This window comes from Paenibacillus konkukensis (genome assembly GCF_023523925.1).
Classification (GTDB): domain Bacteria; phylum Bacillota; class Bacilli; order Paenibacillales; family NBRC-103111; genus Paenibacillus_S; species Paenibacillus_S doosanensis.
Map to the genome: position 1 here is coordinate 5956880 of NZ_CP027059.1, position 14115 is coordinate 5970994.

At 56.6% G+C, this 14115-nt stretch carries 14 protein-coding genes; 8 read left to right on the forward strand and 6 right to left on the reverse strand.

Annotated elements, in window-relative coordinates; genetic code table 11:
* Nucleotides 1-76: 76 nt before the first annotated feature.
* The 5 genes from SK3146_RS25915 (at nucleotide 77) to SK3146_RS25935 (ending at nucleotide 4652) form a co-directional block, all read left to right on the forward strand.
* Complete coding sequence (locus SK3146_RS25915) at nucleotides 77-1093, forward strand: Gfo/Idh/MocA family protein (protein WP_249861478.1); 1017 nt, start codon at nucleotides 77-79, stop codon at nucleotides 1091-1093.
* 182 nt (nucleotides 1094-1275) lie between these two features.
* Nucleotides 1276-2976, forward strand: a complete 1701-nt coding sequence (locus tag SK3146_RS25920; protein ID WP_249866441.1) for a PP2C family protein-serine/threonine phosphatase — start codon at nucleotides 1276-1278, stop codon at nucleotides 2974-2976.
* Between the two features lie 6 nt (nucleotides 2977-2982).
* The gene (locus SK3146_RS25925; protein ID WP_249861479.1) at nucleotides 2983-3492 is read left to right on the forward strand and encodes an ATP-binding protein; all 510 of its coding nucleotides are present in this window, start codon (nucleotides 2983-2985) and stop codon (nucleotides 3490-3492) included.
* Nucleotides 3489-3887, forward strand: coding sequence for an STAS domain-containing protein (locus SK3146_RS25930; RefSeq protein WP_249861480.1), 399 nt, complete (start codon nucleotides 3489-3491; stop codon nucleotides 3885-3887). The genes SK3146_RS25925 and SK3146_RS25930 overlap by 4 nt, the downstream gene beginning before the upstream one ends.
* A 21-nt stretch (nucleotides 3888-3908) precedes the next feature.
* Nucleotides 3909-4652, forward strand: a complete 744-nt coding sequence (locus SK3146_RS25935) for a hypothetical protein (protein WP_249861481.1) — start codon at nucleotides 3909-3911, stop codon at nucleotides 4650-4652.
* 493 nt (nucleotides 4653-5145) lie between these two features.
* On the opposite strand, the gene SK3146_RS25940 is transcribed toward SK3146_RS25935, so the two are convergent.
* The 3 genes from SK3146_RS25940 to SK3146_RS25950 all read right to left on the reverse strand — a co-directional run bounded on the left by SK3146_RS25940 (nucleotide 5146) and on the right by SK3146_RS25950 (nucleotide 8124).
* On the reverse strand, nucleotides 5146-6099 hold the full coding sequence (locus SK3146_RS25940) for an alpha/beta hydrolase (protein WP_249861482.1): 954 nt from the start codon (nucleotides 6097-6099) through the stop codon (nucleotides 5146-5148).
* Nucleotides 6100-6196: 97 nt separating this feature from the next.
* Nucleotides 6197-7378: an ABC transporter permease gene (locus SK3146_RS25945; RefSeq protein WP_249861483.1), complete on the reverse strand. Its 1182-nt coding sequence runs from the start codon at nucleotides 7376-7378 to the stop codon at nucleotides 6197-6199.
* Nucleotides 7378-8124, reverse strand: a complete 747-nt coding sequence (locus SK3146_RS25950) for an ABC transporter ATP-binding protein (protein ID WP_249861484.1) — start codon at nucleotides 8122-8124, stop codon at nucleotides 7378-7380. The genes SK3146_RS25945 and SK3146_RS25950 overlap by 1 nt, the downstream gene beginning before the upstream one ends.
* Before the next feature lie 238 nt (nucleotides 8125-8362).
* Here SK3146_RS25950 and SK3146_RS25955 point away from each other — a divergent pair, with 238 nt between their 5' ends.
* Complete coding sequence (locus tag SK3146_RS25955) at nucleotides 8363-8701, forward strand: hypothetical protein (protein ID WP_249861485.1); 339 nt, start codon at nucleotides 8363-8365, stop codon at nucleotides 8699-8701.
* A gap of 159 nt (nucleotides 8702-8860) precedes the next feature.
* Here SK3146_RS25955 and SK3146_RS25960 read toward each other — a convergent pair whose 3' ends face one another.
* Nucleotides 8861-10171: a dicarboxylate/amino acid:cation symporter gene (locus SK3146_RS25960; RefSeq protein ID WP_249861486.1), complete on the reverse strand. Its 1311-nt coding sequence runs from the start codon at nucleotides 10169-10171 to the stop codon at nucleotides 8861-8863.
* Nucleotides 10172-10209: 38 nt separating this feature from the next.
* On the reverse strand, nucleotides 10210-11667 hold the full coding sequence (locus tag SK3146_RS25965) for an NAD-dependent malic enzyme (RefSeq protein ID WP_249861487.1): 1458 nt from the start codon (nucleotides 11665-11667) through the stop codon (nucleotides 10210-10212).
* Between the two features lie 226 nt (nucleotides 11668-11893).
* Here SK3146_RS25965 and SK3146_RS25970 point away from each other — a divergent pair, with 226 nt between their 5' ends.
* Both SK3146_RS25970 and SK3146_RS25975 read left to right on the forward strand, forming a co-directional pair.
* A complete protein-coding gene (locus tag SK3146_RS25970) occupies nucleotides 11894-12094 on the forward strand; it encodes a copper ion binding protein (RefSeq protein ID WP_249861488.1) in 201 nt (66 codons plus the stop codon).
* A gap of 447 nt (nucleotides 12095-12541) precedes the next feature.
* Nucleotides 12542-13315 (forward strand): class I SAM-dependent methyltransferase, encoded by a 774-nt coding sequence (locus SK3146_RS25975; protein ID WP_249861489.1) that lies wholly within the window; start codon nucleotides 12542-12544, stop codon nucleotides 13313-13315.
* 45 nt (nucleotides 13316-13360) lie between these two features.
* Here the strand turns inward: SK3146_RS25975 and SK3146_RS25980 are convergent, their stop codons facing one another.
* Nucleotides 13361-14104: a response regulator gene (locus SK3146_RS25980; RefSeq protein ID WP_249861490.1), complete on the reverse strand. Its 744-nt coding sequence runs from the start codon at nucleotides 14102-14104 to the stop codon at nucleotides 13361-13363.
* Nucleotides 14105-14115: the final 11 nt, after the last annotated feature.

Below are 14115 nucleotides of genomic sequence, written 5' to 3' on the forward strand. Positions count from 1 at the left end.
GTTTCTTCTCCGCAGATGGTTGGGAGGAGCTCCGTTGCAGCAGCGACGCTCAACTTCAACGAAATCAGGTGAAACCGTGAAACCATTGGGTACAGCGATTATTGGCTGCGGTTCTATTTCCGGCGTCCATTTGAAAGCGATCGCAGGACTGGAACTGGCAGAGCTTAAGGCGGTTGTGGACATTAATGAAAGCTTGGCGCAAAAAGCGGCGGCAGAGTACGGCTGCGATTATTACACGGACTACAAGGAAATGCTGAAGCGCGAAGACATTCAAGTGGTTCATATTTGCACAGGCCACTATTTGCATGCCCCGATGACGGTGGACGCCCTCCGCGCGGGCAAGCATGTATTGACGGAGAAACCGATGGCGGAGAACAAAGCCTCCGCAATGACGATGCTGCAGGCGGCCCAGGAGCATCCGGAAGTGCAGCTCGGCGTCATTTTCCAAAACCGTTACAATCCTTCCTCGGTTCGCATGAGACAAGCCGTCGATTCCGGCGAATTCGGCAAGCTGCAGTGTATGAAAGGGATCGTAACCTGGTTCCGCGGCCCCGGTTATTACGAAACCGAGTGGAAAGGGAAGTGGGCTACCGAAGGCGGCGGCGTTCTGATCAATCAGGCGATCCATACGCTGGACCTGCTGCAGTGGCTCGGCGGCGAGATGACAAGCGTCAAGGGCACGATTTCCAACGATTCGCTGGAAGGGGTTATCGAGGTCGAGGATTCCGCTCATGCGTTCATCCAGTTCAAGAACGGCGTGCGGGCGGTATTCTATGCAACCAACGCTTACGGCAAAAGCGCCCCGATCGAGGTCGAGCTTGTATTCGAGCAAGCGACATTGTCCCTGCGCGGAGATACGCTCTACTTGCAGCAGGACGATCAGGTCACGGTGCTTGCGGAGCCGGTCAAAAACGATCTCGGCGAGAAGGCCTACTGGGGCATGAGCCATCAATATCAAATCCGCGATTTCTACGAGCATGTGCTGGAAGGCAAGCATTTCTGGATCGACGGACCCGAAGGGTACAAAGGCTTCAGCCTTGTCATGGACATCTACGAATCATCCCGTACCGGCCAAAAAATCGTATACGAATAAAAGATCCAGCCGGTATGATACGAAACCGTCCCGATTATTCGATTATTCGGGGCGGTTTTTTGCCGTTGTTTTTTTGCGAAAAAAAATAGTTGGAACTCACCTCTCCATTCATGGAGTCAATCGGCGTCTTCGCTTCATACCGTATAGTACAAGCGGCGTAAAGGAGGGCTGAGGTGCCGGAGATGATCCAAACAGATGCGACGAACGTTTGCTTGGCGCTTGCGTTCTTATTTGTGTTTGCCAAATGGTGGTTAAGGCCGCCCCTGTCCCCGGATTCCCCCGTTTTAACGAGGCTTGGCGCAGGGCTGCTCTTCGGAACGATAGGAGCGCTGCTGCTGTATTTTGTCCCTTTGGCATCTCCCGGTACGGGAGAAAGCTTGCGATGGAGCCTATGCGGCTTGGCCGTTGCGCTGTCAGCGGCTTTCGGAGGAATGTTATCGGCGTCCGTCGCCGCCGTCATTCTGGCGGAGAGACTGGGCGGCGCATGTCCGGACGCGCCGATTGTTCTGTCGTTATCGCCGCTGCTGGTCGCGCTGATCTGCGGCCTGGCTTCGCGGCTTCCGTGGAGCCGCTCGGCGAGGTTCCACCTTACGAACCTGCTTCAGACGCTCGCATACGCGGCGCTGCCCGCGTTGTCCGCAACTTCCGGTGCGGCGCAGCAGTGGCTGCTGAACGGTCGCAATGCCGCGGTATCTCTCGCCGGAGGGTCCATCGCTTTTTGGGCGATCGATCATTGGATGAAGCTTCAAGGGTTTCGGGCGCTGGCGGAGACGAGCCGGGCGGCCCTGGACCAAGTACGGGAGGTCGTCTATTTGACCGATCGCGAGGACAGGTGGGTATTCCTGAATCCGGCGTGGTCGGATATGACCGGTTTCCCGGCGGAGGCTGCGCTGCAGACGAGCGTTTTGAATTATATTCACCCGGAGGACCGCGACGAAGTCCGCAGCCAGATGAATCTGATAAGGAGCGGGGCGCTGTCGTCATGCAGGATGGAAATGAAGGTCGTCACACAGGACGGCGGCTATCGATGGGTGGAGTTGTACGCCGAGCTTGTAAAGAAGGGGCAGGGCCCGTCCGGCGGGATGTTCGGCACGCTGACCGATATTACGGAGCGCAAGCTGAGCGAGCAGCAAAGACGCTATGATATGGGGTTATCCAAGCGCATTCAGCAATCCGTGCTGCCGGTGCCGGCGGAAAATTCGTTTATAGCGGTCAAGGGGATGCACATACCTTCTGCGCAAGTGTCGGGAGATATGTATACATGGGTGTTCGTGGACCGGCATACGGTCGTCCTTCTGCTTATGGATGTGATGGGACACGGCGTGTCCTCTTCATTGGTCAGCATGTATATGCATTCCTACGTACAGTCGCTTCCGTTCGGAACGTCCGAACCTGAAGCCATCATCCGGCGGCTGAACGGCCGTATGTGCGAGCTGTTTCCTTCGGAGGCGGGCAAAGGGGGCGTTTATTGTACGGCGGTCTGCCTGAGGGCCGACGCTCTGAACAGACGCGTGGAGTACGTCAATGCCGGTCATCCTTACGGGGTTATGCTTGCGGATGATGCGGATATGACCGAGCTTCGGCGCGGTGGCATACCGCTCGGAATCGATGCCGAAGCCCGGTTCGGCCAAGGAGTTGCGGATTATGCCCGCAAAGCGAGAATCGTGCTGTTCACCGACGGTTTGTTCGAGCTGTATCGGGCATCGCCGGCGGAAACGTCGGCACGGATTGAGAGACGATTGAGAGCATGCGCCGGCGAAGATGCGGATTGCTTCATGAGGGAGCTGGAGGAGGAACTGCGGAAGACCGAGTGCAAGCCGGACGATATTTGCGTAGTCGTTCTGGATTTAAAGGAGCAGCCAATGAGAGCGGATAAGGAGTGACGTTTGATGGTGCGGATGATGATTGAAAGCGAGCCCACCCGGAAATTTATCGATTTGTCGGATGAAATGACGGAAAGTTTTCTGAAATATACCGGGGTTCCGCAGTATAGAAAACTATGCTTTGCCGTGCATGAGCTGGTGATTAATGCGGTGGAGGCGTCCCTTAGCCAGTACGGCTGCTCAGGCGCCTACGGCGCTTGCGGCGCGGAGGAACAGAGCCCTTCGCTTGCGGATAGGAGCGGTGAGTTGAAGGCGGCAGGGAGCGGCTGCACCATTTCGTTAAAAATGGAGCTGGTCGAGAGCGATATCGTGATCACCATATCGAATCGCGCCGAGCCTTCCGCCGTTCAGAGGCTTCATTCGATGCGCGGCATGACACTGGATGACCTGCTTCATGAAGAAAGGGGAAGAGGGCTGCTCATAGCCAAGCGATTATCCGATGAGCTGACCTTCGACCAGGACGAGAGGGGGCAAATTACGATCGAGCTAAGAAAACGAAGGAGGCGATGGGCATGAGCGGTTCATTGGGTAATCCTCGCGGCAGGGGAAGGGATAAAGGAACGTTCATTCATTTTGACAGCAAGCGAATCGGGGCTTACCAGCATATTGCCGCCGCCGGGAAGCTGACGTTCGGCCTTGAAGCCAGAGCGAAGGAACAACTGAGTCAGATCGTCGAGCCGTGCGAAGGCTATGTTTTCGATTTATCGCGGCTGACTTTAATCGATAGTATGGGCATGGGGATACTGATCCATTTTATGAAAACGTATTGTAAGGGAAACAGGAGAATGACGATTATGGTACAGGATGAGCTTATGAGAGAGCTGCTGCTGATTGCCCGGTTGGATGCGCTGATTCCACTTTGCTCCACTGTGGATGAGGCCGTCCGGCTGCTGAAGGGCGACGGGACGTAACGGAAAGGGGAGGTGCTATGAATGGCAATGAATCCGAAGCAGTCATGGACGGACCGAATGACCGGAAAGGATCTGATCTTCAGCTTCATCATCATCGATTTGACGATCGTTACCATCGGGGCCTTGTCTTGGAAATTCGGTTCCGCTCGCGAGCTGATTGACCAGATCTCGTTCGGCTCGGCGCTCTCCACCATTTTGCTGGCGATAGTGGCGATGGTGTATTCCTATGTTCAAGCATTGGAAGCCTCGGGCCATAATATGCTAGTCCAGCAAGCGCTGGGAAGAATCATCGACAAGGTCGACGAATTTGCTCATATGAAGGAGGAACTGCTTGCACTGAAGCAGGACACACGGACTTATAACGAACATATCCTCGAATCTTTCAACCGGTTTGCGGAGCAGGCTTCGGCGCATATCGATTCGGTCTTTGAAGTGCTGCGCGAGCAAGGATTGGATGTGCCGGAGGAGCTGGAAAAAGACATCGCCGAAGTATACCGCAGCAAGTTCAATAGCGAGCTTGCGGCGATCAAGTCGCGTTTTTTGGTCAGCCAGGATAAGCGGCTTATACGCGAGCTCATGGTGTTGATCCAAACGAGCTTTCAGAGCGGTTACGAAGTCACGCTGCTGGAGCTAGTCGATCTGCTCGTGTATAAAGGCGTGGAGTTCGAGGTAAGGGAGCTCGGCGAAGTGCTGGCTTCGCTCGAACAGCTCGGTATTGTGGCGATGGCGGATACGGAGCGGGGCAGAGCGGTGCGGATTCAGTAGCCGGCAGGCTCCTTCCCTGCTGCCAATCCGGCGGCGGGACCGGTAAGACGGATTGGCGGCGGAAGGGGCTTGTTTTTAAAAGCGTGGAACAACTGGCCGCAGGACATGACGAAATCACCACGCTTTTCACTTTTAAAGCGTGGTGAAAAGAAGATGGAGCAAGCGAGCGCAGTCTGGAGAAGCGCCGGCGTTCTCCTTTGTCCGCGGATCACACTCGCAACGGACACAGCGGCCGTTATATCAACGCTATCGGCCTTTTGGGATTTCTAACGGACACAGCTGCAGCTATTTGTTGACAAAGCCGCCTTAGAAAGCCATTCGGAGCTATGTAAGCGCCAGGGTGACCGTTACGTTTAAAAAGCGTCTGTATGCGGCGAATTTAGCTCCCCCGTGTCCGTTACACTGGAAAAAGGAAACAACCGTCCCCAAAATCCGGTTTCAACAGCGATGGGAGGATCGAATGGCGCCGCAGCGGACTTTTACATCATGCGGACTATTGCTGCTCCGCAAGCTTATCGTAGAAGCCGATGACCTTCGCTTCGTATTCCTGCGGATAAACGGCATGGGTCTTCACATGATCGGCGCCGGTAACTTGCCACAGCTCGAACCGGTCCTTATGCTTGGACCACAGCGATTCGCTGTTGCGGTACGGCACCGAATGGTCGTCAACGCTATGAATAAACAGAATCGGCCGCGGGTAGATCCGGTCGACCGCTCCGAGCCCGTCTACCTGATCGGGATCGATGCCGGTAAGCGGCGGCAAAATGCCCAAGATCAGCGGCGTGAACGGAATATTCGGAAGATGGGACCATACCGGCAAATTTTCCTTCAGGTAGGCGGTCAGCTGATTGAACGGACTGTCCGCCACGACGCCCGCAACGGACGGCTCGTCCGCGGCCGCTGTCAGCGCCGTCGTCGCGCCCATGGAGAAGCCGTGCAGGGCAATCTTGCCCGGATGCTGCGCGTTCATCCAATCGATGGCTCCCAATAGATCGTATTTCTCCAAATAGCCGACGGAGGTGAGAGTGCCTTCCGATTCGCCGGAGTTGCGAAAGTCGAACATGAGCACGTTATAGCCTTGCTCTACCAAAGCTTTCGCCAGCTGCAGGGCTTCGGCGTCCGCTTGCAGCCGATTTTTGCGGTAGCCGTGCGCCATAATAATGTTCATCTTGGCCGGCTCGGATACGCTGGGAAGAAACCAGCCCTTCAGGTTCACTTCTTGCGTCCTGCTTGCGAATTGAACGTCCTCGAAGGCGAGCCCGTAGTTCTCGGGCGACTCCGAAAGCGCCAAGCGGGCGGGATGCGTCAGCTGCCAGCCGACGTAAACGGATGCGAGGACGGTGCCGATCGCGAGAACTAGGACAAGCAGTACCGCCGTCCACAGCGTTCTGCGGCGAAGTGTCCTTCGGGGTCGGGCCGCTCTTGTAATTGCGGGAGTGGGTCGCATAGGAAAGTGCTTCCTTTCTACCGGTAGTAAATGAAAACGCATGTATCATTATACGATACCTTGCCCGGCAGCGACAGCGTTTTCTCGGCTTCAGCCGCTACCGGTACCGGTGATACAGCCAGGAAGCGGCGCCGCCAAGCAGCAGCAGGCCGGCCGCCTGGAGCCAGCTGCCCATGGAGAAGCCGGCGGGAACAAACAGAATCGCCAGTATGACAAGGTGTACGGCGCGGCGCACGATGCCGACGGAACGCTTATGCAGCTCCGGGGGCAGCGGATAAATGCGCTGCCATAAATGCTCCTTGTAATAGCGCTTCAAGTCCGAGAGCTGCAAGGCGCTGAATAAGGCGACGACAATATAGACGACGGCCGCCGGCCAGGTGCCGGTCACGGATAGCAGCAGCAATACTCCGATAACGGTGATGCGCAGCGAAATGCCGAACAGCTCCGAACGAAACCAGACGATCGAGTACAAATAAACATAGGCGGATTCCGCGCGGAACGGAATCTTGACCCAGCGCTGGATGGACAAGCGGGTATTACGCGCCTTGCCCTGCACCTGCGGCACGTCGATAAACCAGTTCAATATCCGGTATACCGCGGCGCGATGGCGCTTCTCCAGATCGATCAGCTGCATCCAGTGAACCGGATATTTGCGCGGCCAGCGAAGGCAGACGAGATAAAGAAGCAAGCCTGCGGCCGGCAGCAGAATGCCGTAAGGGGGCTCGAAGGCGATGACGACGTAGGCGGCGAAGGCGGACAGCGCCCAGCGAAGCAGCGTCAGCCAGCGGCGCGCGGCAGGCTCCTGCAGCTGCTGCTCGAACCATTTGCCGTATACGAGCGCAGCCTTGAACAAGGCCCACACGAGCAGCAGCAGGACGAACCGGGAGGCGGCGGTCTCGGTCATTTTGGCGTACAGCGGCCATACGATCAGCCAGGCGGCAATCGCCCCGGCGAGCTGAAGCATAAGCGCTTTTTGCAGCGCCGCTTGCAGATAGAGCGCCATTCCCTTCTCTTGCGGCAGCAGAAACAGCGTGTCCGCTTCCTGCAAATACGTGCGGACTTTTCCCGACATCAGCATAATCCACATGAGCGCGGCGGCAGGCAGCTGCCAGGGAAAGGCCGGCGTAACCCATTGAAGGAACAGATGGTACCCGATGGAAAATAGCAGCAAAGCCGTCAGCGCGGCCATCGACGCGCTCTGCAGCGCGTAGTGAAGATAAGGGAGGATTTCTTGCAGAAATCCCGCTGTCCGCCGGCGGTACAAGGCTTTCATATCCATTACCGCGAACCGCCCCTTGTGACCAATTCGTAGAATACGTCATCCAGCGGCGCTCCGGGCAGCCCGGCCGCCTGCTGCAGGGCGGGAACGGGGCCGGATACGATCAGCTTGCCCTGATGCATCACCAGAAACCGGTCGCAGTAACGCTCGATGGTCGCGAGAATATGCGAGCTGATCAGAATGGAGGCGCCGCTCTGCTTCACGCTCACCATCAGCTCAAGCAGCGAACGCATGCTTAAAGGGTCGAGTCCGAGAAACGGCTCGTCGATAATATACAGTTCCGGCTGCACGAGGAAGGCGCACATGATCATGACTTTTTGGCGCATTCCTTTGGACAGATGCGAAGCCATCCGGCCGGTTAGCGACTCCATCTGAAACTGCTCAAGCAGCGGGCGCATCCGCTGTTCATACGTCGGTTTGTCCAATTGATAGGCCATCGCGGCCAGCTCCAGATGCTCCTGAACCGTCAATTCTTCATATAATAAAGGACTCTCGGGAACGTAAGCGAACGTTTTGCGGTACTGCTCCCGGGAGTCCGCAAGCGTGCTTCCTTTGAGCCGAATTTCTCCCTTATGCGGCAGCATCAGTCCGAGAATATGCTTGATCGTCGTGCTTTTGCCGGCGCCGTTCAAGCCGATCAGCCCGATCATTTCCCCCGGCTGCATATGGAAGGACAGATCGTGCAGCACGGGCTGCTGGCGGCTGTAGCCTCCGGTAACGTGATCGACTTCCAGGATCGCTTTCATGCGGTAACCTCCTCGTAGGGGCTTATATCTTATTAGACTAACGGAAATGGCGGCTTATTTCCAGTCGGGGCTCCGTAGCGGGCCGGAAGGCCGTTCAGATCCGCTGTCTTGCAGAGCCCAAACCGCCGGCGGCTGGGCGAAGCATGGAACTTTGCACGTGTTTCGAGCGTTTAATTTAACAGCGGATTATTTGATTGTAATGCATGACGGGAGGATATTACGGGAGGGGGCGGTTGGGATGGTTTTGCGCAAAGCGTCGGCTGCGGTCGGGGGAATCGCTTCGTTAACGGCGATGGTTCTCTGGTATATGCTTCATTATGCCAATCCGTATTCCGGCGATGCTCAGCCGGATGCGGTATGGATTACGTTTTTCATGCTGTTCGCGCCGGCAGTTATCGCACTCGTCGGGGTAACGATCAAGCAGCCGGTTTTGCTGGCGGCGGCTTTTGTCTGGTCGGCCCCGGTCAGCTTGTATTTGCTTATGACACCGGGAATTTTCGCTGTATACGGCCCGATTTCTTTCGCTTACTTGGCAAGCGCGCTGATGATGAGGCGGGGGGCCGCGTCTTCCCGGTAGCTTGCGCTGCCGCAATGGACCATCGCGCGTCAGCCAAGCAAATTCAAAATCCCATGATTCCCCTTATTCAGGGAGGAACCATGGGATTGATTATTTAACGTTAAAACCGGCTCGGAACGCGGGCGCTCCTCTTGGAAAGAACGGCGATAGACGCTTTTCTTATGCTTCGGATGCGCCTGCCAGCTTGCCGCTTTCGCCGGAGAACAGGCCGCTTGCCTCTGCCTTCGCAGTCGGCTCTTCAATACCGAACTGCTTCTCGCTCTTGGCGATGACGACGGTCGCAACGCTGTTGCCGATCAGGTTGGTGATCGCCCGCGCTTCGGACATGAAGCGGTCGACGCCGAGCAGGAGCGCCATGCCTTCGATCGGTATTACATTGCCCGGCACTGCGGCGAGCGTCGCGGCCAGCGTGATGAAGCCGGAGCCGGTGACTCCCGCAGCCCCTTTGGAAGTAAGCATCAGCACGCCGAGCACGGTCAAAATTTGAATCCAGGAGAGCTCGATGCCGTAAGCTTGCGCGATGAACAGCGCGGCCATCGACAAATAAATTGAAGTGCCGTCGAGATTGAAGGAGTAGCCGGTCGGAACGACAAGGCCGACGACCGACTTGGAACAGCCGTATTTCTCCAGCCGCTGCATCAGACGGGGCAGCGCCGATTCCGACGAGGAGGTGCCGAACACGAGTAAAATTTCTTCCTTAATGTATTTCAGCAGGTTGAAAATGCTGAAGCCGTATATTTTGGCAACGGCGCCGAGCACGATGACGACGAACAAGAACATCGTAATGTAAACCGAGCCCATCATTTTGCCCAGAGAGAACAAGGAGCCGATGCCGAACTTGCCGATCGTATAAGCCATGGCTCCGCCGGCCGCAAACGGGGAGAAGCGCATGATGATGCCGACCAGACGGAAGAAAATTTCGTTCATTTTCTCGAAGAATGCAGTTACCGGCTTGGCCTTGTCGCCCATGCCGGCCATAGCGAGACCGAACAGCACGGAGAAGAACAGCACCGGAAGCATGTCGCCTTTGGCCAGGGCGCCGACGACGCTGTCGGGGATGACGCTGACGACAAAATCGACGAAGCCGTGCGGCGTTTCGGCGGCCTGCTTGGCGTATTTGGCGACGTCGGCGGCGTTCTTGCCGACATTGCTGATATCCATGCCGGCGCCGGGCTTGACCAGATACATAATGGCGATGCCGATAGCCATCGCGAACGTCGTTATGACCTCGAAGTAGATCAGCGCTTTGCCGCCGATCCGCCCGATTTTTTTCATATCGCCCATATTGGCGAAGCCGATGACGATCGTGAAGAAGACGATCGGCGCGATGATCATTTTGATCAGCTTGACGAAAATATCGCCGAGAACTTTAAGCTGAACGCCGAAGGACGGGAAAAACTGACCGATCAAAATACCGACGACGATGGCGAGCAGCACCTGCACGGTCAAGTTTTTAAAGTTGATTCGCATGGATGACCCCTCTTTTCTTCATATGGTTAGGTTGCCCGTTAACGGGTTATTTGAACAGTTTTGCCTGCGCCTGCAGCCGAATCCGGACGCGCCGTTTTGCGGGCGACGCCGCTGGCATAGGCCGCTTCGATCACGGCCTCGCGGACCCGCTCGACGACCGATTGGTTGAAAACGCTGGGAATGATGTAATATTCGCTGAGCTCTTCGTCGCTGACGACCGCTGCGATGGCTTTGGCCGCGGCCAGCTTCATTTCCTCCGTCACGCGGGAAGCGCGGCAGTCCAGCACGCCCCGGAAAATGCCGGGGAAACACAGCACGTTGTTGATTTGGTTCGGGTAGTCCGAACGCCCGGTCGCCATAACGCGGACATACGGCTCCGCCTCTTCGGGGGAAATCTCCGGCGTCGGATTGGCCATGGCGAAAACGATCGGATCGGCCGCCATGCGCTGAATATCTTGAACCTTCAGGACGCCGGGTCCCGACACCCCGATAAACACGTCGGCGCCGCGGATCACTTCGGACAGCGTGCCGCTTAAGCAGTCGGGATTCGTATGCTCGGCGTACCACTGCCAGGCTTCGTTCGGATACGTCTCGCCGCGGACGATAGCGCCGGCGCGGTCGACGCCGATAATGTTGCGGACGCCTGCGGCTATCAGCATCTTGGAGCAGGCGATGCCGGCAGCGCCGATGCCGCAGACGACCACCTTGCATTGCTCCAGCGACTTGCCGACGAGCTTGACCGCGTTAAGCAGCCCGGCGAGCAGGACGACGGCCGTGCCGTGCTGATCGTCGTGGAATACCGGAATATCCAGCTCCTCGATCAGCCGCCGTTCGATTTCGAAGCAGCGCGGAGAGGAAATATCCTCCAGATTAATGCCGCCGAAGGAAGGGGCGATCGCCTTGACCGCTGCGATGATTTCTTCGGTATCCTGCGTATCGAGGCAGATCGGAAACGCGTCGACGCCGGCGAATTGCTTGAACAATACGGCTTTGCCTTCCATGACGGGCATCGCGGCTTCCGGTCCGATATTGCCGAGGCCGAGTACGGCGGAGCCGTCCGATACGACCGCGATCGTATTGCGCTTGATCGTCAAGGAATGCGCGCGCGAAGGCTTCTCGTGGATGGCCATGCAAACCCGGGCGACGCCGGGAGTATAGACTCTGGAGAGGTCGTCGCGGTTTTTGATCGGCGTTTTCGGCATCGTTTCGAGCTTGCCGCCGATATGCAGCAGAAAGGTCTGGTCGGAGACATGAATGACCTTAACGCCGGGAACGGCGCCGACCGCCTTCACGATCAGGTCGGTATGCTTTTGGTCGTAGACGTTGACCGTGATATCGCGGACGGTCGTCGTTTTATCCGAGCGGCTGACGTCAATCGCGATAATATCTCCTCCCGTATCGCTGACGGCCGTGGCGATTTGGCCGAAGGAAGCGGTTTCTTTATCGAGTTCAAGACGCAAAATGATGCTGGTATGAGCGCCGGATGGAATGGACATGCGGATCACTTCCCCCAATGTTTATTTTCTGTAGGCTTATGTTATCGCTTACAAAACAATTTGTGAATCATTTGGCCATATTGGTGCTTTTGGTCATTTTGGTCGCGGAGGACGGGTATATTATTGTAGAGGATATGAGCTGACAGCGGCATGAAGAGATGGTAACGAGAAGAAATTGACATACCCTATGGGGGTATGTTATAATCGGTGTAAAGGAGTGATACTTATGCAAACCATCACATTGAAAGTGGAAGGGATGTCCTGCAATCATTGCGTGAACTCCATCGAAGGGGCATTGAAAGAGCTTGGCGCGTCGGGCCATGTTAACCTTGGCGATAAATCGGTCACCGTTTCTTACGACGAGAACAAGCTGAACGAAGCGGCGATCAAAGAAGCGATCGAAGATCAGGGATATGACGTAAATTAACGGTTCTCTTTGTTCTTTAAACAGAGCTGCCGCCGCACGGGCAGCCGATATAAGGCGCGGGCCGGGAAGCGATTCCTAGGCTCGCGCTTTTTTGTTGTTTAGGAAATGATGCGCAGCAAGCAGCAATATCCTGTGGAAATCCGTGGGCTCCCCCGAAAGGAAAGTCTACCCATAGAACAATCCCAGAGGAATGGTTAGAGGACGATCCAGCCTAGGCTGGATGCGGACGGAATAAGCTTCAGAGCATCACGTCACTGTTGGGGGATTTGTTCTTGTCGGCAAGAGTAACAGCGAGCGCCGGCCCCGATCCTAATTCCCGTACCCAGTCCAAGTTCCCGGATGACGGCAGGGCCTTTACAATCGGGAGCGGTTGCTGTATTCTGGAATTGTTATCTCGTTATTTGAAACTATGTTTCATTTGTTGAAACTTATGTGGAGGGTGAGAGAATGGATATTAAGGAACAAGTGAAGCTTCAGTTCGGACCTAACGCCGCAAAATATGTGAACAGCCCGGGACATGCGTCCGGAGAAGATTTACGGCTGTTGGCGGAATGGGTGCAAGCGGAGAACGGGGCGGCCGGGCTTGATATTGCGACCGGCGGCGGTCATGCGGCGCTGGTGCTGGCGGAGCATGTGCGGCAGGCGACGACGCTCGATTTGACGCCGCAAATGCTGCAGGAAGCGGAAGCCTTCCTGCGAAGCCGCGGCAAGGAAACGGTCCGCTATGTGCAGGGTGACGCCGAGAAGCTGCCCTTTGAAGCGGAAAGCTTCGATGTGGTCACCTGCCGGATCGCGGCGCATCATTTTCCCGATCCGGACGCCTTCGTCGGCGAGGCCGCTCGCGTATTGAAGCATGGCGGCAGCTTCATCCTGTTCGATAACATCGCTCCGGAGAGCGACGACGCGGATGCTCTGTACAATGAAGTGGAGAAGCGGCGTGATCCGAGCCATTACAGGGCCTGGAAGAAGACGGAGTGGATTCGGAGGGCGGAGCTTGCCGGTCTGCGCGTGGAGCTGCTGGTGCAGACGCGCAAAACGTTCGTTTTCGACCCGTGGTGCGGCCGCATGAATGTCTCCGAACAGGTGAAGCGGGAGCTGGAAGCTTATATGCTGGGATGGGACGATTCGCTGCGCCGGCAGCTCGGCGTGAGCGAGGAGGAGGGCCGTGTCGTCTTTTTCCAAGGCGACTATATGATGCTGAAGACCAGGAAGGTCCGCTAACCGCCGCAGCGGGCTCCGGCTTATGAGCCGGCCGCTCGCCCGAGGCTAGGAGGATAACATATATTTATTGACCGGCCGGCCGACGCCGTATTGCAGGTCGATCCGCACCTTGCCGCTCTTCTCCAAATAATCGAGATAGCGGCGGGCGGTCACCCGGGCGATACCTACGCCTTCCGCTACTTCTTCGGCGGAGAGCGGCTCGGGCTGGCGGGTCATATACTGGAGAATTTGCCGCATCGTTCCCGCCTGCAGCCCTTTCGGGAGCTGCTCCGTCGCTTGCTCGCCGCGATGGGCGAAAACTGCAGCATCTGCGGCCGACACGGGCACGGCTTCGGGCGCGCGGCCGGCATGCCGCGACAGCATGCGGTCAAGCTCCTGCTGCGATAAGGTGTCTGAGCTCGTCAGCCCCTGCTTCATTTGGCGGTAACGCTCCAAAGCTTGCTTGACCCGTTCGAATTTAAACGGTTTCATAATATAATCGACTGCGCCGTATTGCAGCATTCTCCCAATCGTTCTTTGGTCGTTGGCCGCGCTGATGATCATGATGTCGACAGGAAGCTGCTCGCGGCGTATTTGCGTTAGCGTCTCGATGCCGTCCTGCTGCGGCATATAAATATCGAGAATCGCCAGATCGGGCGCCAGCTCCCGGATTTTGGCCATCCCTTCGACACCGGTGCCGGCAATGCCGGCAATGCGAAAGCCGTCGACTTGCTCGACGAATTGCCGGTTCACTTCTTGCACCATCGGATCGTCCTCGATCAGCAGCACCTGGATTGGTTTGGATTGCATGAAAAGAATCG